General features: G+C 31.0%; 29 protein-coding genes and 3 tRNA genes. 19 read left to right on the top strand and 13 right to left on the bottom strand.

Features of this window, described 5'->3' with window-relative positions; translation table 11 throughout:
• Entirely contained in the window at positions 1 to 1086 is a 1086-nt protein-coding gene (locus ACTT83_RS04985) for a sulfite exporter TauE/SafE family protein (RefSeq protein ID WP_440919013.1), read from the top strand.
• A gap of 5 nt (positions 1087 to 1091) precedes the next feature.
• Here the strand turns inward: ACTT83_RS04985 and ACTT83_RS04980 are convergent, their stop codons facing one another.
• The gene (locus ACTT83_RS04980) at positions 1092 to 2258 is read right to left on the bottom strand and encodes a UxaA family hydrolase (RefSeq protein ID WP_440916542.1); all 1167 of its coding nucleotides are present in this window, start codon (positions 2256 to 2258) and stop codon (positions 1092 to 1094) included.
• Positions 2259 to 2262: 4 nt separating this feature from the next.
• Positions 2263 to 2547 (bottom strand): UxaA family hydrolase, encoded by a 285-nt coding sequence (locus tag ACTT83_RS04975; RefSeq protein WP_440916541.1) that lies wholly within the window; start codon positions 2545 to 2547, stop codon positions 2263 to 2265.
• Between the two features lie 115 nt (positions 2548 to 2662).
• Here ACTT83_RS04975 and xsc point away from each other — a divergent pair, with 115 nt between their 5' ends.
• Positions 2663 to 4447: a sulfoacetaldehyde acetyltransferase gene (xsc, locus tag ACTT83_RS04970; protein WP_440919012.1), complete on the top strand. Its 1785-nt coding sequence runs from the start codon at positions 2663 to 2665 to the stop codon at positions 4445 to 4447.
• On the opposite strand, the gene ACTT83_RS04965 is transcribed toward xsc, so the two are convergent.
• From ACTT83_RS04965 to ACTT83_RS04940, 6 genes are read right to left on the bottom strand one after another with little or no spacing between them, the layout of a single operon-like run.
• A complete protein-coding gene (locus ACTT83_RS04965) occupies positions 4444 to 4566 on the bottom strand; it encodes a hypothetical protein (RefSeq protein WP_440919011.1) in 123 nt (40 codons plus the stop codon). The genes xsc and ACTT83_RS04965 overlap by 4 nt on opposite strands.
• A gap of 4 nt (positions 4567 to 4570) precedes the next feature.
• Positions 4571 to 5275: a methyltransferase domain-containing protein gene (locus ACTT83_RS04960; protein WP_440919010.1), complete on the bottom strand. Its 705-nt coding sequence runs from the start codon at positions 5273 to 5275 to the stop codon at positions 4571 to 4573.
• 5 nt (positions 5276 to 5280) lie between these two features.
• A complete protein-coding gene (locus tag ACTT83_RS04955) occupies positions 5281 to 6084 on the bottom strand; it encodes a M23 family metallopeptidase (RefSeq protein ID WP_440919009.1) in 804 nt (267 codons plus the stop codon).
• Entirely contained in the window at positions 6069 to 6836 is a 768-nt protein-coding gene (locus tag ACTT83_RS04950) for an SDR family NAD(P)-dependent oxidoreductase (protein WP_440919008.1), read from the bottom strand. Before ACTT83_RS04950 ends, ACTT83_RS04955 begins: the two co-directional genes overlap by 16 nt.
• Positions 6836 to 7429, bottom strand: a complete 594-nt coding sequence (locus ACTT83_RS04945; RefSeq protein ID WP_440919007.1) for a TerC family protein — start codon at positions 7427 to 7429, stop codon at positions 6836 to 6838. The genes ACTT83_RS04950 and ACTT83_RS04945 overlap by 1 nt, the downstream gene beginning before the upstream one ends.
• Positions 7429 to 9024, bottom strand: coding sequence for a GMC family oxidoreductase (locus ACTT83_RS04940; protein ID WP_440919006.1), 1596 nt, complete (start codon positions 9022 to 9024; stop codon positions 7429 to 7431). Before ACTT83_RS04940 ends, ACTT83_RS04945 begins: the two co-directional genes overlap by 1 nt.
• Positions 9025 to 9155: 131 nt before the next feature.
• Here ACTT83_RS04940 and ACTT83_RS04935 point away from each other — a divergent pair, with 131 nt between their 5' ends.
• From ACTT83_RS04935 to ACTT83_RS04915, 5 genes are all read left to right on the top strand, one after another.
• Positions 9156 to 10250, top strand: a complete 1095-nt coding sequence (locus ACTT83_RS04935) for a TRAP transporter substrate-binding protein (protein ID WP_440919005.1) — start codon at positions 9156 to 9158, stop codon at positions 10248 to 10250.
• Positions 10251 to 10318: 68 nt separating this feature from the next.
• A complete protein-coding gene (locus tag ACTT83_RS04930) occupies positions 10319 to 10933 on the top strand; it encodes a TRAP transporter small permease subunit (RefSeq protein WP_440919004.1) in 615 nt (204 codons plus the stop codon).
• Entirely contained in the window at positions 10930 to 12264 is a 1335-nt protein-coding gene (locus ACTT83_RS04925; RefSeq protein WP_440919003.1) for a TRAP transporter large permease, read from the top strand. The genes ACTT83_RS04930 and ACTT83_RS04925 overlap by 4 nt, the downstream gene beginning before the upstream one ends.
• Positions 12265 to 12289: 25 nt before the next feature.
• Positions 12290 to 13747 (top strand): cytosine permease, encoded by a 1458-nt coding sequence (locus ACTT83_RS04920; protein ID WP_440919002.1) that lies wholly within the window; start codon positions 12290 to 12292, stop codon positions 13745 to 13747.
• A 4-nt stretch (positions 13748 to 13751) separates the two neighbouring features.
• A complete protein-coding gene (locus ACTT83_RS04915) occupies positions 13752 to 14504 on the top strand; it encodes an SDR family NAD(P)-dependent oxidoreductase (RefSeq protein WP_440919001.1) in 753 nt (250 codons plus the stop codon).
• On the opposite strand, the gene ACTT83_RS04910 is transcribed toward ACTT83_RS04915, so the two are convergent.
• A complete protein-coding gene (locus tag ACTT83_RS04910; RefSeq protein WP_440919000.1) occupies positions 14501 to 14638 on the bottom strand; it encodes a hypothetical protein in 138 nt (45 codons plus the stop codon). The genes ACTT83_RS04915 and ACTT83_RS04910 overlap by 4 nt on opposite strands.
• Before the next feature lie 83 nt (positions 14639 to 14721).
• Between ACTT83_RS04910 and ACTT83_RS04905 the strand changes: the two genes are divergently transcribed.
• The gene (locus ACTT83_RS04905; RefSeq protein ID WP_440918999.1) at positions 14722 to 15372 is read left to right on the top strand and encodes a DUF3047 domain-containing protein; all 651 of its coding nucleotides are present in this window, start codon (positions 14722 to 14724) and stop codon (positions 15370 to 15372) included.
• 24 nt (positions 15373 to 15396) lie between these two features.
• Positions 15397 to 15819: a YbgC/FadM family acyl-CoA thioesterase gene (locus tag ACTT83_RS04900; protein ID WP_440918998.1), complete on the top strand. Its 423-nt coding sequence runs from the start codon at positions 15397 to 15399 to the stop codon at positions 15817 to 15819.
• On the opposite strand, the gene ACTT83_RS04895 is transcribed toward ACTT83_RS04900, so the two are convergent.
• Complete coding sequence (locus ACTT83_RS04895; protein ID WP_440918997.1) at positions 15809 to 16489, bottom strand: uracil-DNA glycosylase; 681 nt, start codon at positions 16487 to 16489, stop codon at positions 15809 to 15811. The two genes, ACTT83_RS04900 and ACTT83_RS04895, sit on opposite strands and share 11 nt — an antisense overlap.
• Before the next feature lie 2 nt (positions 16490 to 16491).
• Here ACTT83_RS04895 and ACTT83_RS04890 point away from each other — a divergent pair, with 2 nt between their 5' ends.
• Both ACTT83_RS04890 and ACTT83_RS04885 read left to right on the top strand, forming a co-directional pair.
• Positions 16492 to 17049: a histidine phosphatase family protein gene (locus ACTT83_RS04890; protein WP_440918996.1), complete on the top strand. Its 558-nt coding sequence runs from the start codon at positions 16492 to 16494 to the stop codon at positions 17047 to 17049.
• 5 nt (positions 17050 to 17054) lie between these two features.
• Positions 17055 to 17180, top strand: coding sequence for a hypothetical protein (locus ACTT83_RS04885; RefSeq protein WP_440918995.1), 126 nt, complete (start codon positions 17055 to 17057; stop codon positions 17178 to 17180).
• Here the strand turns inward: ACTT83_RS04885 and ACTT83_RS04880 are convergent.
• Genes ACTT83_RS04880 through ACTT83_RS04870 form a run of 3 tightly spaced genes read right to left on the bottom strand, consistent with a single transcriptional unit; the run spans position 17177 to position 18012 of the window.
• Positions 17177 to 17599 (bottom strand): hypothetical protein, encoded by a 423-nt coding sequence (locus ACTT83_RS04880; protein ID WP_440918994.1) that lies wholly within the window; start codon positions 17597 to 17599, stop codon positions 17177 to 17179. The genes ACTT83_RS04885 and ACTT83_RS04880 overlap by 4 nt on opposite strands.
• The gene (locus tag ACTT83_RS04875) at positions 17586 to 17759 is read right to left on the bottom strand and encodes a hypothetical protein (RefSeq protein ID WP_440918993.1); all 174 of its coding nucleotides are present in this window, start codon (positions 17757 to 17759) and stop codon (positions 17586 to 17588) included. Before ACTT83_RS04875 ends, ACTT83_RS04880 begins: the two co-directional genes overlap by 14 nt.
• The gene (locus tag ACTT83_RS04870; RefSeq protein WP_440918992.1) at positions 17752 to 18012 is read right to left on the bottom strand and encodes a DUF1289 domain-containing protein; all 261 of its coding nucleotides are present in this window, start codon (positions 18010 to 18012) and stop codon (positions 17752 to 17754) included. Before ACTT83_RS04870 ends, ACTT83_RS04875 begins: the two co-directional genes overlap by 8 nt.
• Before the next feature lie 80 nt (positions 18013 to 18092).
• Here ACTT83_RS04870 and ACTT83_RS04865 point away from each other — a divergent pair.
• From ACTT83_RS04865 to ACTT83_RS04830, 8 genes are all read left to right on the top strand, one after another.
• Positions 18093 to 18177, top strand: a tRNA-Leu gene (locus tag ACTT83_RS04865).
• Positions 18178 to 18337: 160 nt separating this feature from the next.
• Entirely contained in the window at positions 18338 to 19771 is a 1434-nt protein-coding gene (tig, locus tag ACTT83_RS04860) for a trigger factor (protein WP_440918991.1), read from the top strand.
• A gap of 32 nt (positions 19772 to 19803) precedes the next feature.
• Positions 19804 to 20415 (top strand): ATP-dependent Clp endopeptidase proteolytic subunit ClpP, encoded by a 612-nt coding sequence (gene clpP / locus ACTT83_RS04855; protein ID WP_440918990.1) that lies wholly within the window; start codon positions 19804 to 19806, stop codon positions 20413 to 20415.
• Positions 20416 to 20504: 89 nt separating this feature from the next.
• Positions 20505 to 21773 carry an ATP-dependent Clp protease ATP-binding subunit ClpX gene (clpX, locus tag ACTT83_RS04850; RefSeq protein WP_440916518.1) on the top strand — a complete coding sequence of 423 codons (1269 nt, stop codon included), beginning with the start codon at positions 20505 to 20507 and terminating at the stop codon, positions 21771 to 21773.
• A gap of 61 nt (positions 21774 to 21834) precedes the next feature.
• A complete protein-coding gene (gene lon, locus ACTT83_RS04845) occupies positions 21835 to 24213 on the top strand; it encodes an endopeptidase La (RefSeq protein ID WP_440918989.1) in 2379 nt (792 codons plus the stop codon).
• A gap of 208 nt (positions 24214 to 24421) precedes the next feature.
• A tRNA-Val gene (locus ACTT83_RS04840) sits at positions 24422 to 24497 on the top strand.
• A 14-nt stretch (positions 24498 to 24511) separates the two neighbouring features.
• Positions 24512 to 24588 (top strand) — tRNA-Asp (locus ACTT83_RS04835).
• A gap of 106 nt (positions 24589 to 24694) precedes the next feature.
• The gene (locus tag ACTT83_RS04830) at positions 24695 to 25063 is read left to right on the top strand and encodes an NADH-quinone oxidoreductase subunit A (protein WP_440918988.1); all 369 of its coding nucleotides are present in this window, start codon (positions 24695 to 24697) and stop codon (positions 25061 to 25063) included.
• Positions 25064 to 25069: the final 6 nt, after the last annotated feature.

The following is a 25069-nucleotide window of genomic DNA, read 5'->3' as shown; positions in this document are numbered from 1 at the left end:
ATGGAAGTATTCTTACCAATAGCACAAGTACATGTTACTGCTATTGAAATCATTTTATTAAGTGCTTTAGTTGGAATTTTATCAGGACTATTTGGAGTAGGAGGAGGTTTTTTAATGACACCTTTCTTAATTTTTTTAGGTGTTCCACCAGCTTATGCCGTTGCCAATGAAGCAAATAATATTTTAGCTACCTCTGTTTCTGGATCTACTACTCATTATCTTAAAAATACATTGGACTATAAAATGGGTTTTATGATTGTCATTGGTGGTGCAATAGGAACTATTATTGGAATTTATACATTCACTTACTTTAAAGACATTGGCAAAATAGATACAGTTATCTCACTTGCTTACATGTATATCTTGGCAATTATTGGAACTTTAATGCTTGTTGAAAGTCTTGGCGAGATCGATAAAGCAAGAAAAAATACCATTGTAAAACGAAAATTACACGTTCATTATTGGATACATGGTCTTCCATTTAGGATGAGATTTCCTAAATCAAAATTATATGAGAGTGCATTCACACCAATTATCATTGGTTTATTCGTAGGTTTTATTGCAGCAATTATGGGTATTGGGGGAGCTTTTATATTAGTACCTGCCATGATTTATATTATAGGGATGCCCACAAAATTAGTTCCAGGAACTTCTTTATTTGTAACTATTTTTGTAAGTGTCATCGTAACATTTTTACATGCATTCAATTATGGATCCATAGATTTGATTTTAGTTTTAATGTTAGTTATTGGTTCGATAATTGGAGTACAAACAGGTCAAAAAATTGGTCAGTCAATTGAAAGTTCTGGACTTAAAGCATTATTAGCAGTTTTATTATTAATTGTTGGAATTGCAATCGCGTATGATACTTTTTTTGTTGATCATACTATGAATGGCATCACTAAGGTTGCGGAAAAGGATTTAACACCATTATCAGTTTTAGTTCAAAAATTTTCTAAAGACATGCCAATCGTGTATAGTTTATTTTCTATATTTTTTGCTATAGCGTTAGGTGTTGCTGCAGCATTTATTCGAAGATTTTTATCTGATTTAAAAAAAAAGCACTTTAGCAAACCAGCTAAGTAAAAATTTTAAGCACTCCGGTATAATTTGGTCATAACAAATTCTCTATGACCTAAAGCCTCAGCACAAGTAAGTCTACCATTTGCAACTTTTAAAGTAGTCTTAATTAATTCATCTCCAGCTTCAGACAAATTCATTTCTCTCGAGAGAATTTTTGAAACATCACAATCAATATGTTCTCCCATAGATTTAACTGTTAATGGATTTGCAGTTAATTTTATAACTGGTTCAATTGGGTTACCAACAATATTACCCTGACCAGTAGGGAATAAATGAATATTAAATCCTGCAGCTGCTTGTAGCGTTACACATTCTGCTGCAGCAGATGACGTATCCATAAAGTATAAACCTTTTCCTTTTTTTGGTTCCTCAGCCGGTTCTAAAACATCAACAAATTTACAATTTCCTATTTTTTGAAAATTTCCAAAAGCTTTTTCTTCAATAGTTGTTAAACCACCCGCTATATTACCAGCAGTTGGCTGACTTTCAGAAAGGTCATCAGTTGCTTCTTTTAAAATAAAATCGTTATAGGCGCTCCAAGTCTTCATAAATTTATCTGAAGCCTCTTTTGTGGCACCTCTTGTAGCACAAACTTTTTCTGCTCCTGTAAGTTCTGATGTTTCCCCAAAACACAAATGAACTCCAAGTGGTTCAAGTTTATCCATTAAATTTCCAACAGTTGGATTGGAAGCTAAACCAGACGTGGTATCAGACTCGCCACATTTTACTGAAATCCATAAATCACTTATAGGACATTCCTCTCTCTGTTTTTCAGAAGCCCACATAACAAATTCTTGAGCTTTTTTTGAGGCTTTCATTACAGTTCCAATATCGCCGGTACGTTCAATATGGAAACCCTCAACTGGTTTTCCAGTTTTTGCAATTCCATCGACAATTCTCTTAGTCCATTTAGGCTCAATACCAATCACAATTACCGCTGCAACATTCGGGTTACTACCGGTTCCAATCATTGTTCTAAAATGTAATTCTAAATCCGCTCCAAATTGTAATCTTCCATAAGAATGGGGAAGAGCTATTGTTCCTTTAATATTATTTGCAACTGCTTCAGCACATGCGTTTGAAATATCATCAACAGGTAAAATGATTACATGATTTCTTGTTCCTGCTCTGCCATTTTCTCTTTTATAACCTAAAAAACTTTTTGGAATTTCCATCTAATTACCACTTTTTTGTTTTGACGTTATGAACGTGCACATGTTGACCTTTTTTAATTGCTTTGACTACTTTACCTATATCGTGACCATATTTTAAAATTGTATCTCCCTCTTTTAAATCAATCATTGCAATTTTATGGCCTAGAGGGATTTCATCTGCTGATTGAATGTTAACTGAGCTGTCGTTCTCCATTATCCAGCATTTACAATCTTGTTTTGGAGTTATTTTTTCTATCACAACTACACCAACATTGTCTTTTTTGTCGTGAATTATAATATCTGTTGACATTTATATAGTGTCGATTTGTTTGTTTGAATTTTCTAAAATCTTATATATTAATCGCAAAAATTAACAATTAATTTTTAAAAAAATTGTTCTAAAGTAATTTAGAAAGGTTCTACAAATGACTAAAATGACAACAGAAGAAGCTTTTGTAAAAGTTTTACAAATGCATGGTATCGAACACTCTTTTGGAATTATTGGTTCAGCGTTCATGCCTATATCTGATATTTTCCCAGATGCAGGAATTACCTTTTGGGATGTGGCACATGAAACAAATGGTGGTTTGATTGCAGATGGTTACACAAGAGCTACAGGAAAAATGTCAATGGTTATTGCACAAAATGGTCCAGGTATAACTGGATTAGTAACACCAATTAAAACTGCTTATTGGAATCACACACCTTTATTATTAGTAACCCCACAAGCTGCAAATAAAACTATGGGGCAAGGTGGTTTTCAAGAAGTAGAACAAATGAATTTATTTAAAGATATGGTTTGTTATCAAGAAGAGGTAAGAGATCCTTCGAGAATGGCTGAAGTTTTAAACAGAGTAATAGAAAAAGCTATAAGAGGTTCAGCACCAGCACAAATAAACGTTCCAAGAGATTATTGGTGTCAAGTGATTGATATAGACCTTCCTCCAATCGTTAGATTAGAAAGACAAGGTGGAGGTGCTGAAGCAATTGCTAAGGCAGCAGATTTATTATCTAAAGCAAAATTTCCAGTTATTTTATCTGGAGCAGGTGTGGTTATTGGTGGTGCAATTGAGGAAACTAAAAAACTTGCTGAAAAACTTGATGCACCTGTTTGCTCAGGATATCAACACAATGATAGTTTTCCAGGAAGTCATCCTTTAGCAGTTGGGCCATTAGGATACAATGGATCAAAAGCTGCGATGGAATTAATTTCTAAAGCTGATGTCGTTTTAGCTTTAGGAACAAGATTAAATCCTTTTTCAACTCTACCAGGTTATGGAATTGATTATTGGCCAAAAAAAGCAAGTATAATTCAAGTTGATATGAATCCAGATAGAATTGGATTAACTAAAAAAGTTACAGTTGGAATAAGTGGTGATGCAAAATTAGTTGCAACACAAATATTAGAAAAATTATCATCAAATGCAGGCGATACGGATAGACAAAAAAGAAAAGATTTAATTCACCAAACAAAATCAGCATGGTTACAAAAATTATCAAGTTTAGATCATGAAGATGATGATGAGGGAACAGTTTGGAATAAAGAAGCTAGAGAAAGAGACGCAGATAGAATGTCACCAAGACAAGCTTGGAGAGCTATTCAAGCTGGTATGCCTGAGGATGTAATTATATCAAGTGATATTGGAAATAACTGCGCAATTGGAAATGCCTATCCAACATTTGAAAAGCCAAGAAAATATTTAGCCCCAGGTTTATTTGGTCCTTGTGGTTATGGTTTTCCATCAATACTAGGTGCTAAAATCGGTTGTCCAGACACACCTGTAATTGGTTTTGCAGGAGATGGAGCATTTGGAATAAGTATGAACGAAATGAGTTCTTGTGCACGAGAGGAGTGGCCTGCAATTACAATGGTAATTTTTAGAAACTACCAGTGGGGCGCTGAAAAAAGAAATACGACTCTTTGGTTTGATAATAATTTTGTTGGAACAGAACTCGATCCAGAATTAAGTTTTGCAAAAGTAGCAGATGCTTGTGGTTTAAAAGGTGTTACAGTTAAAACTATGGAAGAGACCACGGCTGCCATTAAACAATCTTGTGAAGATCAAAAGAAAGGTATCACAACATTTATAGAGGTTATTTTAAATCAAGAATTAGGTGAACCTTTTAGAAGAGATGCGATGAAAAAACCAGTAAGAGTAGCTGGTATTAAAAAAGAAGATATGAAGAAACAGCCTTCTCTAAATTCTTAATGTAAATCCATATCTGGCCAGTCTTTATCATTATATCTATCTAATTCTTTTTTTGTAATAGGTCTAAATAATATCCATCCAATCACGATTACTAGAGTTAATAGAATTAATGTTTGCATAAACTTATGAGGATTTTGTAATTACCAATATTAAATTTGAAGTCATAAAAAAAAGTTTATGTTTAATTATTTTGAATTTTTTAATATCTAATTTTTTACAAATATCAATTAAATTGCTTTCAGATAATAAGTTTAAATTTTCCTCAGTTGAATAAAAATTTAATCCAATAAATTTCAATATTTTCCTATGAATTTTTTTAGGCAACCAGTGAATAAGTGGTAAGTTGGTATGAAAATCTATTGGATAAAATCTGTTCGGAGTTTGAATAAAAACATGATTTTTAGATACTCTCCAAGCTTCTTTGACAAAAGCAATTTGATTATTGTATGAACCAACGTGTTCTAAAGTTGCATTTGAATGTACAATATCAAATGACATATCTTTTAAATCAGTGTTTGTGCCGTCTCCAATTATAAAATCTTTAATATTTGAATATTTTTTTCCTAAGATGCTACAATCCTGATCTGAAAAGCATGTAATGTTTTTGTTATTTTTGGTTTTCTCTAATATAACGTTTTGTTCACTATCAAGTGAAGGAGTTGTTCCTATATCTAATAAAGATTGATTATCATTATATTCTGTAAAATGTATGAAATGATAAAAAAAATTCTCACGCGCATTTAATATGATTTTCTTTATGAGTCTGTAAAAAAAAGAATTTTTAGACTCTGAATAAGTTTGAATTCTATGTTTTATTTTTTCTTCCATAAATATTAATTTATTACCGACATAGGGTCTAGTCTAGTCTGAAACCAATTAACTCTAAAATCGAGATGCGGACCAGTTGATCTTCCAGTTGAACCAACAGTACCAATTATATCTCCTTGATTTATTTTATCTCCAACAGAAACCATTACATTCTCAAGATGTGAATAAATAGTTGAGATGCCATGACCATGATCCATAATTATTGTTCCACCAGTATAATAAAGATCATCTTCTGCCATAGTAACAATACCTGATCCAGATGACTTGATCAAAGTTCCTTGTTTAGCAGCAATATCAATTCCATAGTGAGGCCATTTCGGTTTACCATTTAAAATTCTCTGGCTTCCATAGACACCACTAATAATACCTTCAACTGGCATAATAAATTGATTTTTGAAAAAAGGTAAATCTGAGTTAATTGCTCTTGCTTCACCTATTTTATTATTTTCTTCTTTTATTCTTTTGTAAACAGACTCTGGAGGCGTGACTTTACTTTCTTCCAAACCATCTATTCTTTGAATATTATATTTTCTTTTAAGAACTTTCTTTATTATTTTATCTTTTTTTCCATCAATAATTTTTGTAATTGTTAAATCAAATTTTCGATCTCTATCTAGACCAAAAACAAAAAAGCCATCCTCTGATACTTTAACTTGTTTTTTGTCTATTATAATTTTTGCTGTTGGATCAGTCTGCCCAATAATAAAGTGCCCTTGTAGAAATTGTCCTGTAAATTCTATTGCTACTAAATTTGTAGGTATAAAAAAAAAAATTAAAAGTAATAATTTAGTTACTATCTTGCAGTCCATCCACCATCAACCAATAATGAGGTTCCTGTAATCATTGCTGCAGCATCAGAGGCAAGAAAAACAGCTGCACTTGAAACATCAGAAAGTTCAGCAAATTTTCCTAATGGAATATTTCCTAATACTTCTTTTTTAAATTTTTTACTTTTAAGAAATTTTTTTGTCATTGGAGTAACTACAAATGTAGGACAAACTGTATTTACTCGTATGTTGTATTTTGCAAGATCGATAGACATACCTTTTGTTAATCCCTCTAAACCAAATTTTGTCATGTTGTATACACTTCGAATAGGACCCCCAACATGACCCATTTGTGATGACATGTTGACAATTGAACCACCAATTTTTTTTCTGTTTTTTGATTTTATCATTTTAAGAGCACATAGCTGAGCAAGGTTAAAAGTTGCTATCGTGTTAATCTTTACAAGATATTCCATGTTTTTAGTCTTCACTTTTGTGAAATGCTCTGGAATATTATTGCCAGCATTATTAATCAATACATCTATTTTTGGTTGTTTATTAATAATGCTTCTAATTTCATTATAATTTGTGATGTCACATACATAAGATTTACACTTTGACTTTAATTTTTTAATCTTTTTTGAAACTTCATCTAGATCTTTTTTAGTTCTACTAATTATAATTAAATTTGCTCCAGCTTCTGCAAGTGCTATTGCACAAGCTCTTCCAAGCCCTTTGCCAGCACCAGTGACAACAGCCGTTTTATTCTTTAAGTTATAATTTTTTAAATACATTATAAAAACAATATTTTAATATCTGTGTAAATCAATTCAATAGCAACAATTAATATTGCAATCAAACCTGCCCAAGCAATCCATTTATACTTCTTAATCCAATTTGATATTAAAGTTGCCGCAAATGCCATTAAGGCAATTGATAAAACCAAACCAAATACTAATAATCCATAATGATCTCCTGCTGCCCCTGCAACTCCTAAAACATTATCTAAGCTCATTGTAAAATCTGCTAAAAGGATTGTCCAAATCGCTTTGAAAAAACTTGAATTATCAACTTTTATATCATCATGATTTTCAGAACCTTCAATGACATCCACATACAATTTGTAGACAATATAAAGAAGAAGCAAACCTCCAAAAAGCCTTAGTCCTGTTATTTGAAGTAAATATGCAGTCAGTAAAGTTAAAATAATTCTTAAAAATACCGCACCACCAATTCCAAAAATAATAATTTTTCTTCTTTGCTCTAAAGGAAATTTTGATGCAACCATACCAATTATTATTGCATTGTCTCCTGCAAGGACTAAATCGATTAAAATAATTTGAGTTAATATAGTTAATTGTTCTGGTGTAAATAATTCAGCAAACATCAATCGGTAAGTATCATATCTGCACCTTTTTCTGCAATCATTATTGTAGGTGCATTAGTATTACCTGATGTAATGTTTGGCATTATAGATGCATCAATTACTCTTAAATTTTCAATTCCTTTTACTTTTAGTTTTTCATCAACTACAGCCATATCATCTTGACCCATTTTACATGTGCCAACTGGATGAAAAATTGTTTGTGCAAAATCTGAACCTGCTTTTACAAGTTCCTCATCATCATTAATGTCAATACCTGGTCTATATTCCTCAGGTTTATATTTTTTAAATGTTTCAGACTCCATTACAATTTTTCTCGTAAGTTTTAATCCTCTAGCTGCAATCATTCGGTCGTGATCGGTTGAAAGATAATTCATTTTTATTTTTGCATATGTTCTAGAGTCTTTATCTACAATACTGACATGACCTCTACTTGTAGGTCTAATATTTGAAACAGTGGGTGTAAAAGCATGAAAATCATGATTTTTAGTTGCTCCTAAAGTGTCCATACTCATTGGTTGGACGTGCCATTGTAGATCTGGTAATTCTAATGAGGGGTCACTTTTAGCAAACATACACATTTGGCTTGCTCCCATGGTCATTGGTCCACTTCGATTAAAAATATATTCCAGACCAATCATTAGTTTTCCAAATAAACTATTAACCTTTTTATTTAGCGAGTTAAGTCCTTGAATTTTATATATAGGTCTAAACATCAAGTGATCCTGTAGATTTTCACCAACACCTTTTAATTCTTGCACAACATCTATACCTAAATTTTTTAATTTTTTAGAATTTCCTATTCCAGAAGTTTGCAATATCTGAGGAGAACCTATCGAACCAGATGATAAAATTATTTCTTTATTACAAGTTAGTTTTTTAAGCTCATCACCTTGCCAATATTCAATTCCTATTGCAGTTTTGCTTTTAAAATTAATTTTTTTTACATGGGCATTAGTTATCGTTTTTAAATTTTGTCTATTTTTTATTGGGTTTAAATATCCAACTGCAGTACTGCATCTAAAGCCATCTTTTTCAGTAACTTGAAAATAACCACATCCATGATTATCGCCTGTATTAAAATCTTTCGTTTTGGGGATGCCAAACTCTTCAGCGGCATTTTGAAATTCATTCAATAATGGTAATTGAATTCTTTGATCAGAAACTGATAGAGGCCCTCCAATACCATGAAATTCATCTTTACCTCTCTCTTGGTTTTCTGCCTTTATAAAATATGGCAGAACATCATCCCAACCCCAACCAGTATTTCCTAATTGTCGCCAAATATCATAATCTCTGCTTTGTCCTCTAATATAAAGTAGTCCGTTGATAGAAGAGCTACCGCCTAAAGTTTTGCCTCTTGGATAACGGATTGATCTATTGTTCATTGAAGCATCAGGCTCGGTTTTATAACACCAATCAACAGAGGGATTGTGCATCGTTTTAAAATATCCAACAGGAATATGTATCCATGGATAATTATCTTTTCCACCAGCTTCAATTAATACGACTTTGTTATTTGGATTTTCAGAAAGTCGGTTTGCCAGAACACATCCTGAAGATCCTGCTCCAATAATTATGTAATCAAAATTTTCCATCAATAGTTGAATCGTTTTTTAGTTTAAGTTTTTTAATGCTTTTACACTTATATTTATCAATTGTCACTTGTGCAGGGTTTGTTTTTCTGATTGTATAAACCACTTATAATTAACTATAGAGAGGAATAATAATGAAAAAAATCATTTCAATGTTATTTGCAACAATTTTAGTGCTTGGTTTTACATCAAGTGCAAACGCTGCAAAAACATTAAAGTGTCAAACTGTTCTTAACACCAAAGCTGATGAAGTTAAAATGTTAAAGGACTTTACTGACACAGTAACTGAATTAACGAGTGGATCATTAAAATTTGAAATATTGCCAGCTGGTGCAGTTGTAGGAGTTAAAGAAACTCTAGATGCTGTTGATAAAGGTTTGATTGATTGTGGTTTCGCATGGACTCACTATTGGTCAGGTGATCACCCTGCTGCAATGTTATTTGGTTCGCCAGTAGCTGGTGGTGGAGTAGGTATCGACAATATCGCATTCCTATCATGGTTCCAATATGGTGGTGGTAAAGAGTTATACGACCAACTTTGGAAAGAAATGGGAAGAGATATTAAAGGATTTATGATTCAACCAGTTGGCCCAGAAGCTTTAGGTTGGTTTCCAAAACCAATTAAAGATATGGCTGACTTTAGAAAATATAAGTTTAGAACTCCTCCAGGAATTCCAGGACAAACTTATAAAGACATTGGTATAGCATCTGTTGCAATGGGTGGTGGAGATATTCTTCCAGCTCTTGAAGCAGGAACTATCGATGCTGCTGAGTGGTGTTGTCCAAAACCAGACTTAACATTTGGTTTCCAAAAAGTATTAAAGCATTATTACTTACAAGGTTTACACCAAGTAGTCGTAAATGCTGACTTTTATATTACTGGAAAAACATACAATGCTATGAGTGCTCATGAGAAAAAGTCACTTGAAGTAGCTGCTAATGCTTCATTAGCAAAATCTTTAAGTTACAGAATCTATGAGAATGGTAAAGCTTTAAGAGAGCTTACTACTAAACATGGAGTAAAACTAGAAGATACACCTTCAGATTATTTCACGGAATATATGGCTGCTGCTTTAGCTTCTTTGAATAAAAATGCTGAACAAAACGCATTTTTTAAAAAGGTATACGACTCTATGAAAGAGTTTGCTGATATAGCAGTTCCTTATTGGAGTGGTGCTCAAATGTCTAATGCGAAGCTAGGAATGGCTCACGCAGCAACATTAAAGTAATCAGTAATCAATCTTGATTTTTAGAGCGGACTTTTAAAGTCCGCTCTAATTTTTTTAACTAAAATTTTATGGCAGACGAACCTGGTAAACTAGATATCTCTGATGAAATGATTGCCGAAAGGCGAGGTGGATCAGGTAAAATGCCAACTGATATGCCATCATGGATGGCTAAATCTATTGTTAATATTGATAAATTTAGTAAGTGGATTGGTAGTATTGTTTGTTGGATACTGATGCCACTCATTTTTGCAATGACTTATGAAGTTCTTGCAAGAAAATTATTTTTAGCACCAACAATTTGGGCTTACGACATAAGCCGTTTTCTTTATGGCGCATTATTTATGCTTGGTGCAGGGTATGCTCTTTCTAGAGGAGTGCATATAAGAGCAGATTTTTTATACAGAAATTTTAAAACTAAAACACAAGGTCTTATTGATTTTTGGTTATATCTTTTATTTTATTTTCCAGGACTAATTGTTTTTCTTTATATGACTATAGGTTTTGTTGAAGAGTCAATTAGAAGGGGTGAACGAGGGATGGATACTACTTGGATGCCCTATATGTGGCCTATTAAAACGTGTTTGTTACTTGGAATTATTTTTTTATTAATTCAAGGTTTTTCAGAATTACTAAAAAGTTATTGGGCAGCTAAAAAAGGTGAGTGGCCGGGAGAGAAAAAATGATAGCAGAATTCATTGATCCAGCTATTTTAGGTTTTATTTTAGTTGGCGTGATGCTATTTGCAATATTTATCGGGTTTCCCATTTCATTTACTTTAATATTTCTAGGTTTTGTATTTGGCTATCTTGGGTTTGGAAAATTAGTTTTTTATTTAATGACCCTTCAATTTTCAATGGTCATGACCGAACAAACTCTCGCCGCCGTCCCGCTCTTTGTTTTTATGGGTATTATGATGGAACAAGCTGGATTAATGGAGAGATTGTTTTCAGCATTTCAAATGATGCTAGCAAAAGTTAAGGGTTCTTTATATTACGCAGTTTTATTCGTTTCAGTTATATTCGCGGCAGCAACAGGAATTGTTGGTGCATCAGTGACAATTCTTGGAATTATGGCTGCGAAGTCAATGAACAGATCAGGTTATGATGTAAAACTTGCTGCTGGCACTATTACTGCGGGTGGTACTTTAGGAATTTTAATTCCACCAAGCATTATGCTTGTTGTAATGGGACCTATTATGGAAATTCCAGTTATTGATTTGTTTGCAGCTGCAATCTTACCAGGAATTCTTCTTGCAAGTTTGTATGCCGCTTACACAACAATCAGATGTATGATTAATCCAAAACTTGGACCCGTTTTACCTGATGACATGAGAGCTGCCAGCATGAAAGAAGTATGGATAGAATTTTTCTTAGGTTTAGTTCCTCCGGCAGCTTTAGTATTTGCTGCATTAGGCAGTATTTTATTTGGATTTGCAACTCCAACAGAAGCAGCAGGTTGTGGAGCTATGGGTGCTTTATTACTCTCATTAGCTTATAAAAAATTAACTCTTTCAAAACTTCAAGAAGCATTAGTGAAAACATTAGAGATTACTGCTTTAATAATGGTTTTAGTTGCAGCATCAAATTTTTTTGGTGCAGTTTTTGCAAGATTAGGAACTCCAACTTTATTAACTGAATTTTTATTAGGCTTAGAGATGAACAAATATTTAATTTTAGCAATGATAATGGTGATGATCTTTTTATTAGGTTGGCCATTAGAATGGGTACCGATTGTAATGATTATTATTCCAATAATTTTACCATTGGTAGAGGCATTAGGATTTAATTTAACTTGGTTTGCAATTTTAGTTGCTGTTAATTTACAGACCGCCTGGCTCTCACCTCCAGTAGCACTCTCAGCTTATTTTTTAAAAGGAGTTGTCCCTGAATGGGATTTAAAAGATATTTACTATGGAATGATGCAGTTTATGGTCCTTCAAGTAACAGGATTAGTTTTGATCATTATATTTCCGAAAATTGCACTTTGGTTACCAACTCTCTTATATGGACAGTAGAATATTAAAGTTTTATATTGTCTAAGTGAGTCAGCAAAAAACAAAAAAAACTCTCATAAACTGGGATTTAGTAACTGTTAACCCTAACAGTAAAACTTGGGATTGGAAAGATTTGTTTTGTTTTTGGGGGGTTAATATTCAAAGTGTTATTGGATTTTCACTAATTGCATCTTTGTACTTAATTTATAATTTAAATACTGCAGTAGTTCTTTTTGGAACAATTTTAGGAACTTTTTTTGTTTATATATTTTGTAACTTAATTGGAAAACCATCCCAGAAATTTGGATTACCATTTGTTGTCTTATTAAGATCGTCATTAGGATTTAGAGGCGCCCAATTTTTTGGGTTGTTGAGAAGTATTGTTGGAATATTTATGTTTGGTATCCAAACATACTTTTTATCAAAGGCGATTGGTTTCTTAATTCGGGTTTTAATGTACTCAGTAGATAATTCAATTTTACAAAAAGAAATTTTATTAGTTTTTTTCATAGGATTAAACATTATCGATTGGGCTGCTATATTGATTTCAATTATGCTGCAAACTTACTTATTTAGTGTTGGCATGAATTATAACAAAAAATTAATAAAGTTTTCTGCATTAACGATTTATGCCGCAATGATAATGTTTTTCTTTATTGTTTTATTATCCGATGTAAAATTGACTGCTCAATCTTTTATAAATGTTTTAGATTTTCAAAATATCTTTAATCCAAATAACGTTGGTCCAATAATTACAGTTGCAGGGACTACATTTACCTTTTTTTCAATTATAATTTTATCATTTGGTGATTTTTCTAGATACGTTAAAAATGAACAAGAGCTTAAAAAAGGTAATTTAAGCTTAATTTTAAATCTAATAATTTTTTCATTTTTTGCGTTATTTATTGTTACAGGTGCTGATGCATTTCAAAATTTAAATGAGCAAAATGTAGAGATGATTTTAACTAACCCAACAGATATAATTGGAAAATTAGATAATATTCTTTTGGTTTCTTTAGCCTTGATTTTTATTATTATTGCTTCTGCATCAACAAATTTGATAGCAAACTTTGTTCCCTCTCAATATACATTAATTAATTTTGACCCCTCATCTTTTTCTTTAAAAAGCGCTAGTTATGTAATTGCTATTTTTGGATTTATTATAGGAGTTTTTTGGTTAACTTTTTTAAGCCAGGTTGGGGTCTTATCTTATATAGATACGATCGGTGCTTTTTTTGGTCCTCTATTTGGTTTAATGATTGCTGATTTTTACATGGTTAAAAAAGGAAAATTAGAAAACAAAGATATATACTCACTCGAAACTAGTGGAACTTATTATTATTCAGGAGGATGGCACCTTAAAGGAGTTTATTCTTTAATATTAGGATTTATTTTTTCTGCTTCAACAATTTGGAACACAAATTTTATGTTTTTACAATCTTACTCATGGATTATTGGTGCTTTTGTAACAGCTTTTGTTTATTACCTCTTAGCTAGAGAGTAGTTTTATGGATAAAATTTCTTTTGATTTTAAAGACAGAACTGCAATTGTTACCGGAGGCGCACAAGGCTTTGGTTTAGACATCACAAAAAGATTCATAAGGTCAGGTGCGAGTGTAATTATCTGGGACAATGATCTGAAAATGGTCGAAAAAGCAATTGAAGATATTAAAAGCCCAAATCTAAGTTTTAATATTGTTGATATTTCAAATTACTCAAAAGTTGAAGAATGTGTCCAAGAAATCACCAAGCACAAAAATATTGATATATTGGTTAATAATGCTGGGATTACTGGTCCAACAGCAACTTTATGGGAATATGAAATTGAGATGTGGAAAAAGGTTGTTGATATAAATTTAATGGGCACTTTTAATTGTTGTCGAACAATTGTGCCGAATATGATCAAAAATAATTATGGCAGGATAGTTAATGTTGCCTCAGTAGCAGGTAAGGATGGCAATGCAAACGCTAGTGCTTATAGCGTTGGAAAAGCCGGAGCAATTGGACTAACGAAATCATTAGGTAAAGAGCTTGCGGATAAGAATATAGCAGTAAATGCTGTTACCCCCGCAGGTGCTAAAACAAGAATTTTGGACCAAATGACCAAAGAACACGTCCAAAGAATGTTATCAAAAGTGCCAAGAGGACGATTTCTTGAGGTCGAAGAATTTACCTCTTTAGTCTGTTGGTTATCTTCAGAGGAGAATACATTCTCAACTGCAGCCGTTTTTGATATCAGTGGAGGTCGTTCTACCTATTAACTTCTTGGTTTTATTTCTACTATCTTTGTTTGATTAAGTTTGGCCCTGCCAAATTTTACATCTTTTGACATCACTGGAGCAAAAATCATTATTGACCAGTAAATTAATAAAATAAAAATGGAAATTGTCTTCATAATTAATATATACGAATAGAAATTGATTTTTGATTGTTTAAATTTTGTCAAAATAATGTATTAACAATTTTTTTTAAAAACTTATGAAAATAATTTTAAAACTTTTAATCAGCCTCTTTTTATTTACTGAGATTGGTGTAGCTAGTGAAATAAAAGTATTTGAATTTACCGAAGCTGAACTTTCACAGCTTGAGGTCAGAAAGGTGAGGGGTGCGGACAATAAGACAAATTACTCAGTTGGATCTAATGAAAATGGCAATTTTTTAAAATCAGTTGCTGATAATGCTGCCTCTGGTTTAGGAAAAGAAGTGAAAATTGACCTTAATAAGACACCTTATATTAATATTACATGGAAAGTTGAAAAAGATTTATCTGGGATAAAAGAAAATACAAAAAAAGGACATGATTTTGCAGCTAGAGTATTTGCTGTAAAAAAGACTGGTGCAACACCACTTTCTAATAGGGCAATAAACTATGTTTTCTCAAGTAATAATGAAATTGGATTTAGTTCACCAAGCCCTTATACCAAAAAGTCTATAGATAATGTTTTATCTACTACTAAAAATAATCTCAATCAGTGGGTTACTGTCAAAGCAAATGTTAAAGAAGATTTTAAAAAATTCCACGATTTAGATGTTAATGAATTAGATGGGTTAGCTATAATGTCTGATACTGATAATTCTAAAATGAAAGCTATAGCTTATTTTCAAAATATCTATTTTTCGGCAAATTAGATAATTATTTGATATAATTTTTCTATGCATGAAAATTTTTTTCACAAATTAAAAGTCTATTATGAAGATACAGATTCTGGTGGAGTGGTTTATTATGCAAATTATTTAAAATATTTAGAAAGAGCAAGAACAGAGGCTCTATTTTCAATAGGTTTTAGTAATAAGAAAGTTCAAGAACAATTTGGTTCATTAATAATCGTCAAGTCTTGTAACATCGAGTATAAAAAATCAGCCTTTTTAGAGGATGAATTAACAATTAGATCTTTTGTCAAATCTATAACTAAAACCTCTTTTTTTATGAACCAAATTATTACAAAAGGTGAAGATATTATAGTTGAAGCACAAGTTCATTTAGTTTTTATAAATAAAGATGGTAAGCCAGTTAAAATTCCTGAAGATATATATTCAAAATTTAAACCCTACTTTTGTGACACAATTAAAGTGTAGAAAATTTTTTTGCTTTTTTAAACAAACTGTTAATCATTAAAGGTGTTATAACTTTTGTATTAACATTTCTAGGACTTGGATGATAACAAGCAATTAATATTCTTTTATCAGGTAATAAATATTTTTTTCCGTGTTTAAATTCATATTTTTTATTCATATTAAATTTCTTTTTGTAGATTTTAAGACAATTATCAAAAGCAACTTTACCTAATGCTACAATTACTCTAAGTTTTTTTAATTGTTCTAATTCACTAGTAAAATAATTTGAACATTTGATTAATTCATTATTTTTAGGTTTATCTCCTGGAGGAACACATTTGAGTATATTAGTAATATAAGTAGATTTTAATCTTAAACCATCATTTTTATTTTCTGAAAAATTTTGATTTGATATATTTACCTTATGGAGACTTTTAAACAAAAAATCTCCTGATTTATCTCCAGTAAAAGCTCTTCCTGTTCTAGTTCCACCATGGGCTGCAGGAGCCAAACCTATAATCATTAATTTTGCATTGACGTCACCAAAACCAGTAACAGGCTTTCCCCAATACTTTTCATTTATGTTTTGTTTCCGTTTTTCTAATGAAATTTTTTTTATGAAATTAAATAAACGTGGGCATTTTTTACATTTAATTATTGTGTTATTTAATTTTTTGAATTTAATGCTCATTGATGAAATTAATTAAGGTTATAATAATAATATTTCTCACTTTAACAATTGAAATAAATGCAGATACCAAAAAAGAAATTATAAACAATCTTGAAAAAGGGGGTAATTTAATTTTTATCAGACATGCTTATGCCCCAGGTAATGGTGATCCAGAAAACTTTGATATCAATAATTGTGAGACGCAAAGAAATTTGAGTCAATCAGGAAGATTACAGTCAAAAAAAATTGGAAATTTTTTTAAAGAAAATAATATTCCTATTAAATTAGTAATTTCAAGTGAATGGTGCAGGTGTAAAGAAACGGCTTTGATTGCTTTTGAAAATTATCAAACAGAAAATTTTCTCAATTCTTTTTACAGCGCAAAATTTGCAAAAAATAGAAAAATGCAAATGAAAAAGCTTAAAGATTATGTAAAAAGTTGGAATGGTGATAAAAATTTAGTGTTAGTCACTCATTATGTAGTAATATCAGAAGCTCTTAATTATGCACCAAGTTCAGGAGAAATTGTGATTGCTGATAAAAATTTTCAAAAGTTGAATAGTATAGAAATTGATTATTAAAGATTATGTCCTCAAAGAGAGCAATGAAACAAGCACAAAAACAAGCTTATGCAAGACACAGAAGTAACATTACTCAAAGTCGATTTGGTCAAAAAAAAAGAATCTTTAAAAAAAAAGGTAAAAAAAATTAACTTTCACTATCAAATTTTTCCACTTTTTCACATGAAGAAATTTTAGAAATTCCCTCTTCATCATTTAAAACAGTTTTCATATAAACTTCTTGTTTGCCTTTTTCAAAAAGTATTTGAGTATAAAATTGTGGATATCCATGTTTGTGAGTTAAAATTTTTCCATTTTCCTCGTAAATATTTCTTACATATGAGTTAGATTTTTTTACACTGAGATCTGTTAATCTGTATTTTTGATAAGTTTTTTCTTTGTACACATAGTTTCTGATCATGATTAATTGATTTAAATTAAGTATGTACTCATTTTTTAAAAACTCATCTTGTTTGTCGTCACAAGCACTCATTACTATGATCTCAGATTTTACACTTTGTATGGGTAAAATGAGTAATAAAAAAATGATAAAATATTTAACTTTTTTCATGTTTGTCAGCTAAAAATAAACTTATTAAAAATATAGCTGTCCAGCCAAGTCCTAAAAGACCTTTATATACATTGGTGTCTGCACTCCATATTTTAAGAAATACAGCTCCAAAGATAAGGCCTATTATGTAAATAATTGACACTATTGTAGTTCTACTCATTTTTTAAACTTTTTTTAAAAAGAGAAATACCATTTTCAATTTTATATGTATAGGACTCCTCAAAACTTTCTAATTGCCATCCAGACAATCTAGCTTTAATTGTTTTTAGATTATCTATTTTCCATTGATCTGAAGTATCCTGTTGTTTCCAAACTTTTTTCTCCTCGTTATTTCTGCCACAACCATAACAATATCCAGTTTTAGGATCAGTTTTACAAATACTTATACAAGGTGAAACAATCATAATATTCATTATAATGGAAAAATTATAAATTTTACAACAAATGTCGTTGGACAAATAGTTTCAATAATATATAAAACTTCAAGATTTGCGGGGCGATGGCGGAATTGGTAGACGCGTCGGTCTTAGGAACCGATAGAGCAATCTGTGAAGGTTCGAGTCCTTTTCGCCCTACCATATTATTAGTTTTTTTTTAAACTAATTTTGCACAAGTGATAAGATCGTATCAAAATCGTATCAATGATCGTATCAACACAAAATGTGCAAATTTTGTAATAGTTAGACACGTTAGTCTATGAGACTAACGCGGCTACCAAGTTAAAAAAAAGTATAAAAGATGAAAGTAACAGTAGAAAACAAAAAAGGTCTAAATAAAAATTTAAAAGTATTCATAGATAAAAAAACTATGAGCACTCATATGGATCAAAAGTATGAAGAAATTAAAGGAACTGTAAACCTTAAAGGTTTTAGACCTGGAAAAGTACCAAAGGAAATTTTAAAAAGACAATTTGGAAAAGCAGTTTTTGGTGAAGTCTTAGATAAGGTTATTAAAGACTCTTCAACCAAAGCATTGCAAGAAAATAATATCAAACCAGCGGGTCAACCTAAGCTAGATCTAAAAACATACGGAGAAGATAAAGATCTTGAATATATTATTTCAGTAACAGAGCTTCCAAAGGTTGAAGTAAAACCAATAGAAAATATTAAGTTTGATGAGTATTTAGTAAAAATAGATGAGGCTGAGGCAAATAAAAGAATAAAAGAGATAGCAAAAAATCAACCAAACTTTAAAGAAGCTCCAAAAGATACAATTGCAAAAGAAGGTGATTTGGTAGCCTTTGATTATAATGCCACTATTGATGACAAGCCATTTAAAGGTGGTGAGGGTAAAAATACACAATTAACTTTGGGTAAAGATTTATTTTTAAAAGGTTTTGATAAACAACTAATGGGTGTCAAAGTAGGTGATGAAAAAACTATTGAAGCCACTTTGCCTGAAAACTTTCCTGAAAAAGAATTAATAAATAAAAAAGCAAAATTTAAATGCAAAATAACTATATTAAAAAATCCTGAACCAGTAAAAATCGATGATGAATTTGCAAAAAATTTTGGTGCAAAAGATTTGAAAGACCTAAAATCTTTAATTTCAAAACAAATAAACGATGAATATAAAAATTCTCTTGAGCGTTTCTCTAAAAATCAAATTTTAAAAGAGATAGAAAAATTTAATATAAAAGATATTCCAGAAAATTTAATTGATGAAGAAATAAAGATACTCTCTCAAGGAATGTCCGAAGAAGATGCAAAAAAAAGTAGGAAAAATTTTGAAGAAATAGCGAAAAAAAGAATTAAAGTTGGATTAGTTTTAAATGAATTTGGTGAGCAAAATCAAATCAAGGTAACAGAACAGGAACTACAAGCTGAAGTTCAAAAACAAATTAGAATGATGCCAGGTCAAGAAAAAATGGTCATGGATTTTTATCAAAAAAATCCTTCAGCATTATCTAGCTTGAGAGGCACAGTCTACGAAGAAAAAATTTTAAAATTGATAAAAGAAAAAGCAAAACCAAACAAGAAAGAAGTTTCAAAAGAAGAAGCAGAAAAAATTTTAAAACAATCTCAAATGCAAGAATATAGTCATTCAAATGATGGCAAAGAAAAAACAGAAAAGAAGGTTGAGGCTAAAAAAACTTCAATGAACAAAACTAAAACAAAAACCTCAAAAACAAAGTCGCCTGTCAAAAAAACAAAAAAAGTTAGCAAAAAGTAATCTCAAGTTGTATAAGTAAAACGAATCAACTTATGACAAATAAAATATTAGAACATATGAGCACTTTAGTACCTATGGTTGTTGAACAATCAAGTAAAGGAGAAAGAGCATATGATATTTACTCTAGACTATTAAAAGAGAGAATAATTTTTCTAACAGGTCAAATTAACGATAATGTTGCATCTTTAGTTACTGCTCAACTTTTATTTTTGGAAGCAGAAGATCCTAAAAAAGAAATTTATTTATATATAAATAGTCCTGGGGGTTTAGTAACTGCGGGTCTCGGTATCTACGATACAATGCAATATGTAAAACCAGATATTTCCACATTATGTATCGGTCAAGCAGCGTCAATGGGATCATTTTTACTTTCAGCTGGAAAAAAAGGTAAAAGATTTTCATTACCGAATTCTAGAATAATGGTTCATCAACCATCTGCTGGTTTTCAAGGACAAGCAACCGATATTGAGATTCATGCTAATGAAGTTTTATCTTTAAAAAAAAGATTGAATGAAATTTATTCAAAACATACAGGTAAATCAGTAGATGAAATCAAATCTGCTCTAGAAAGAGATAACTTCATGACAGCTGATGCTGCCAAGTCATTTGGGTTGATAGATGAAGTGGTAGAAAAAAGATCTTAATACACAAGATATTGACATCAAATTATTAGAAACTTGATTAACATTAGTCTCTTATAATAAAGTAATTAAATTGATTCGTTATAAAAACTATGAATACAAATAACAAAAATATTTTATATTGTTCTTTCTGCGGAAAGAGTCAACACGAAGTTAGAAAACTTATTGCAGGCCCAACTGTTTTTATCTGCGATGAGTGTGTTGAACTTTGTATGGATATCATCAAAGAGGAGAGCAAAGATACTTTTGTAAAACATCAAGATGGGTTACCTTCACCAAAAGAAATTTGTTCAGTTTTAGATGATTATGTAATTGGACAATCACATGCAAAAAAAGTTTTATCTGTAGCAGTTCATAATCATTACAAAAGACTTAATTATGAGAATAAAACAAGCAAAAATGTAGAACTTGCTAAATCAAATATTCTATTAGTTGGACCAACCGGATGTGGAAAAACTTTACTAGCACAAACACTGGCCAGAATTTTGGATGTTCCATTTACAATGGCTGATGCAACCACATTAACTGAGGCAGGTTATGTTGGTGAAGATGTTGAAAATATTATTCTAAAGTTATTACAAGCTGCAGACTATAATGTTGAAAAAGCACAACGTGGAATTGTTTATATAGATGAGGTTGATAAAATTAGCAGAAAATCTGAGAACCCATCTATAACTAGAGATGTTTCAGGTGAAGGTGTACAACAAGCGCTTTTAAAAATAATGGAAGGAACAATAGCAAGTGTTCCACCACAAGGTGGAAGAAAACATCCTCAGCAAGAATTTTTACAAGTTGATACAACAAATATTTTGTTTATTTGTGGTGGTGCTTTTGCAGGATTAGATAAGATTATATCACAAAGAGACAAAGGAACCTCTATTGGTTTTGGTGCTGATGTAAAAAATACACAAGATAAAAAGACTGGTGAATGGATGAAAGGTTTAGAACCTGAAGATTTGTTAAGATATGGACTTATCCCAGAATTTATTGGACGATTACCGATGATTGCTACTCTAGAGGATTTAGACGAAAAATCTTTAATTAAAATATTACAAGAGCCAAAAAATTCTTTAACAAAACAATATCAGGAATTATTTAAATTAGATGGTGCAAAACTAAGTTTTAAAGAAAGTGCATTAAAAGAAATTGCCCTTAAAGCAATTAGAAAAAAAACAGGAGCAAGGGGTTTAAGATCAATTTTGGAAAATATTTTACTTAAGACGATGTATGATTTACCTAGTCAAGAAAATATAAAAGAGGTCATAGTTGATGCTGCATCTGTAAAAGGGCAATCACAACCAATAATAGTTCATTCAGAATCGGACGATAAATCTAAGCCCAGCAAGACCTCAGCGGCGTAATATCCTTAATAAATAAGAAAAAGGTATTGCAATATAATTTATAATATCCATATTCTTACTCATGGACGTTAAAATTTCATTACCTTTATTACCACTAAGAGACATAGTGGTGTTTCCAAGTATGGTGATACCTCTATTCGTAGGTAGAGATAAATCTATCTCTGCTCTTAATGAAGTAATGAAAAAAGATAAAAAGATTATTTTAGTAACTCAAAAAAACTCAGAAATAGATGATCCAAAAAAGACAGATATTTTTATGTATGGTTGTGAGGGTAGTATTCTACAACTTTTAAAATTACCAGATGGAACTGTCAAAGTTTTAGTGGAAGGTATAAAAAGAGTTAAGATTTTAGACTTTAAAGATAATGAAAAATTTATTATTTGTGAATTTACTCACTATAATGACATCATAACTAAAGATGAAGATTTATATCCGCTAGCAGCAACGGCTTTGAGAAGATTAGAAAAATTGACATCAATTAATAAAAAAATTTCTAATGAAACTATTAATTCTATCAAACAATTAAAAGACCCTTCTCAGATTGCTGATAATATTGCATCTCATATAACTGCAACTATTTCAGAAAAACAACAAATCTTCGAGACCATAGATGTTAAAAAAAGATTAAATGCAATTATTAAGATAATGGAGAACGAAACAAGCATAATTGGTGTTGAAAAAAGAATTCGCGGCAGAGTTAAAACACAGATGGAAAAAACTCAGAGAGAATATTATTTGAATGAACAACTAAAAGCTATTCAAAAAGAGTTAGGCGAAATTGAAGATGGAAAAGATGAAAATACAAGCCTTAATAAAGCGATAATTAAAGCGAGAATGCCTAAAGAGGTTGAAAAAAAATGCTTACAAGAATTAAAAAAATTAAAAAATATGAGTCCAATGTCTGCCGAAGCGACTGTTGTTAGAAATTACTTGGATTGGATGACAGAACTTCCATGGCACAAAAAAAGTGCTGTAGATATTGATCTTAAAAAAGCTTTAGAAATTTTAGACAAAGATCACTTTGGTTTAGAAAAAGTAAAAGAGAGAATTATTGAATTTTTAGCTGTTCAAAAAAGAATGGAAAAAATAAAAGGACCAATTTTATGTTTGGTTGGCCCTCCTGGTGTTGGTAAAACATCTCTAGGAAAATCAATAGCAAAAGCTACAAATAGAGAATTTGTAAGAATGTCAGTTGGTGGTATGAGAGATGAAGCAGAAATAAGAGGACATAGAAGAACATACATAGGTTCTCTACCCGGTAAAATAATCCAAATGATGAAAAAAGCTGGTACGAAAAATCCATTAATTCTTTTAGATGAGATTGATAAAATTGGTAATGACTATCGAGGTGACCCATCATCAGCATTACTCGAAGCACTAGATCCTGAACAAAACACAAGTTTTAATGATCATTATCTTGAGGTTGATTATGATTTATCTGATGTCATGTTTGTAACGACAGCTAACACTTTAAATATACTTCCACCCCTATTAGATAGAATGGAAGTTATAAGACTTGCTGGCTATACAGAAGATGAAAAAATAAATATCGCAAACAAATATTTATTACCAAAACAAATTAAAGATAATGGTGTTAAAGATAAAGAGATGAATTTACAAAATGATATAATTCAAGAAATTATTAGAAGTTACACAAAAGAGTCTGGTGTTAGAAATCTAGAAAGAGAAATTTCTAAAGTCGCTAGAAAAGTAGTTAAGAAAGTTGTTTCTGGCGAGGAAAAAGAAGTCAAGATTAATAAAGACAACTTGTCAGATTTTTTAGGTGTTCCTAAATTTAAATCAGGTGAATTAGAGACTGAAAATAGAGTAGGAATAGTTACAGGATTAGCATGGACAGAATATGGTGGTGAAATTTTGAAAATTGAAACTGCTACAATGCCTGGTAAAGGAAGAATGCAAATAACAGGTAAGCTTGGTGATGTAATGCAAGAGTCAGTCAAAGCTGCAAAATCTTTTGTTAGGTCTAAATGTTTAGAATATGGAATTATACCTCCATTGTTTGAGAAAAAAGATTTTCATATTCATGTTCCAGAGGGTGCTACACCAAAAGATGGTCCATCTGCAGGAATCGGGATGGTTACTTCCATAGTGTCTTCTATAACAAACATTCCAGTTAAAAGAGATGTTGCAATGACAGGTGAGGTTACTTTAACAGGTCAAGTATTACCAATTGGTGGCTTAAAAGAAAAACTTATTGCAGCGCATAGAGCAGGAATCAAAGAGGTTTTAATTCCAAAAGAAAACGAGAAAGATTTAGTTGATATGCCAAAAAAAATAATTGATGAAATTAAAATAACTCCTGTTGAGTATGCTGATGAAGTTTTAAAGATTGCTTTAACTAAGGAGCTGAAAAAGACAGAGTGGGTTGAAGTTGATATTTCTAAAAAAGACGACAAGTCTCAAGCAAGCATTCAATAAAAAATTTATTTATGGAATTATATATTATTTTATTAATTGTAGTTTTTGTGACTTATTATTTAACAAGACCAACATCGAAAACAGAGAAAGATAATTTTAACTCTAAAAATAATTGGAGAGGTGGATTTTAAAAAATTATCTTTTATTTATAACAACTAATTAATCTTGACCTTATTTTACTAAAAGATATAACCAACATTTTGGTTTTGGGCGGTTAGCTCAGTTGGTAGAGCATCTCGTTTACACCGAGGGGGTCAAAGGTTCGAGTCCTTTACTGCCCACCAAAAGAATCAAAAGTGGGGGTGTAGCTCAGTTGGTTAGAGCGATCGCCTGTCACGCGATAGGTCGAGGGTTCGAGTCCCTTCACTCCCGCCACTTATTTTAATTAAAGCTGATAATCGTTATCAAATGAGCTGTATATTTTGAATAATGTGACCTATCACCACTTCATCTGGCTTTAAAAAATGATATATATTCCACCATGACAGCGGAATTTTTAAAAGATTATTTACCTATAATATTATTCTTAATTATAGCATTAGGACTTAGTTGCGCTTTTATAGTAATTAATTTTATCTTATCTCCAAAAAATCCAGATCCAGAAAAATTATCAGCTTATGAGTGTGGATTTGAACCATTCCAAGATTCAAGAATGGAATTTGATGTGAGATTTTATTTAGTTGCAATTTTATTTATTATTTTTGATCTTGAAATTGCTTTTTTATTTCCGTGGGCAATTTCTTTAGGAAATATTGGTATCTTAGGTTTTACGTCAATGATGATTTTTTTATTCATACTTACAATTGGATTCATTTATGAATGGAAAAAAGGTGCATTAGACTGGGAATAAAATTTT

The organism is Candidatus Pelagibacter sp. (assembly GCF_052049775.1).
Classification (GTDB): Bacteria; Pseudomonadota; Alphaproteobacteria; order Pelagibacterales; family Pelagibacteraceae; genus Pelagibacter.
This window is presented reverse-complemented; position numbering and strand designations above follow the sequence as displayed.

Excerpts from the sequence above, each read along its gene's own strand:
- ACTT83_RS04985 (WP_440919013.1), top strand. The coding sequence starts at position 1 with ATGGAAGTATTCTTACCAATAGCACAAGTACATGTTACTGCTATTGAA.
- ACTT83_RS04980 (WP_440916542.1), bottom strand. The coding sequence starts at position 2,258 with ATGGAAATTCCAAAAAGTTTTTTAGGTTATAAAAGAGAAAATGGCAGA.
- ACTT83_RS04975 (WP_440916541.1), bottom strand. The coding sequence starts at position 2,547 with ATGTCAACAGATATTATAATTCACGACAAAAAAGACAATGTTGGTGTA.
- xsc (WP_440919012.1), top strand. The coding sequence starts at position 2,663 with ATGACTAAAATGACAACAGAAGAAGCTTTTGTAAAAGTTTTACAAATG.
- ACTT83_RS04965 (WP_440919011.1), bottom strand. The coding sequence starts at position 4,566 with ATGCAAACATTAATTCTATTAACTCTAGTAATCGTGATTGGATGGATA.
- ACTT83_RS04960 (WP_440919010.1), bottom strand. The coding sequence starts at position 5,275 with ATGGAAGAAAAAATAAAACATAGAATTCAAACTTATTCAGAGTCTAAA.
- ACTT83_RS04955 (WP_440919009.1), bottom strand. The coding sequence starts at position 6,084 with ATGGACTGCAAGATAGTAACTAAATTATTACTTTTAATTTTTTTTTTT.
- ACTT83_RS04950 (WP_440919008.1), bottom strand. The coding sequence starts at position 6,836 with ATGTATTTAAAAAATTATAACTTAAAGAATAAAACGGCTGTTGTCACT.
- ACTT83_RS04945 (WP_440919007.1), bottom strand. The coding sequence starts at position 7,429 with ATGTTTGCTGAATTATTTACACCAGAACAATTAACTATATTAACTCAA.
- ACTT83_RS04940 (WP_440919006.1), bottom strand. The coding sequence starts at position 9,024 with ATGGAAAATTTTGATTACATAATTATTGGAGCAGGATCTTCAGGATGT.
- ACTT83_RS04935 (WP_440919005.1), top strand. The coding sequence starts at position 9,156 with ATGAAAAAAATCATTTCAATGTTATTTGCAACAATTTTAGTGCTTGGT.
- ACTT83_RS04930 (WP_440919004.1), top strand. The coding sequence starts at position 10,319 with ATGGCAGACGAACCTGGTAAACTAGATATCTCTGATGAAATGATTGCC.
- ACTT83_RS04925 (WP_440919003.1), top strand. The coding sequence starts at position 10,930 with ATGATAGCAGAATTCATTGATCCAGCTATTTTAGGTTTTATTTTAGTT.
- ACTT83_RS04915 (WP_440919001.1), top strand. The coding sequence starts at position 13,752 with ATGGATAAAATTTCTTTTGATTTTAAAGACAGAACTGCAATTGTTACC.
- ACTT83_RS04910 (WP_440919000.1), bottom strand. The coding sequence starts at position 14,638 with ATGAAGACAATTTCCATTTTTATTTTATTAATTTACTGGTCAATAATG.
- ACTT83_RS04905 (WP_440918999.1), top strand. The coding sequence starts at position 14,722 with ATGAAAATAATTTTAAAACTTTTAATCAGCCTCTTTTTATTTACTGAG.
- ACTT83_RS04900 (WP_440918998.1), top strand. The coding sequence starts at position 15,397 with ATGCATGAAAATTTTTTTCACAAATTAAAAGTCTATTATGAAGATACA.
- ACTT83_RS04895 (WP_440918997.1), bottom strand. The coding sequence starts at position 16,489 with ATGAGCATTAAATTCAAAAAATTAAATAACACAATAATTAAATGTAAA.
- ACTT83_RS04890 (WP_440918996.1), top strand. The coding sequence starts at position 16,492 with ATGAAATTAATTAAGGTTATAATAATAATATTTCTCACTTTAACAATT.
- ACTT83_RS04885 (WP_440918995.1), top strand. The coding sequence starts at position 17,055 with ATGTCCTCAAAGAGAGCAATGAAACAAGCACAAAAACAAGCTTATGCA.
- ACTT83_RS04880 (WP_440918994.1), bottom strand. The coding sequence starts at position 17,599 with ATGAAAAAAGTTAAATATTTTATCATTTTTTTATTACTCATTTTACCC.
- ACTT83_RS04875 (WP_440918993.1), bottom strand. The coding sequence starts at position 17,759 with ATGAGTAGAACTACAATAGTGTCAATTATTTACATAATAGGCCTTATC.
- ACTT83_RS04870 (WP_440918992.1), bottom strand. The coding sequence starts at position 18,012 with ATGAATATTATGATTGTTTCACCTTGTATAAGTATTTGTAAAACTGAT.
- tig (WP_440918991.1), top strand. The coding sequence starts at position 18,338 with ATGAAAGTAACAGTAGAAAACAAAAAAGGTCTAAATAAAAATTTAAAA.
- clpP (WP_440918990.1), top strand. The coding sequence starts at position 19,804 with ATGACAAATAAAATATTAGAACATATGAGCACTTTAGTACCTATGGTT.
- clpX (WP_440916518.1), top strand. The coding sequence starts at position 20,505 with ATGAATACAAATAACAAAAATATTTTATATTGTTCTTTCTGCGGAAAG.
- lon (WP_440918989.1), top strand. The coding sequence starts at position 21,835 with ATGGACGTTAAAATTTCATTACCTTTATTACCACTAAGAGACATAGTG.
- ACTT83_RS04830 (WP_440918988.1), top strand. The coding sequence starts at position 24,695 with ATGACAGCGGAATTTTTAAAAGATTATTTACCTATAATATTATTCTTA.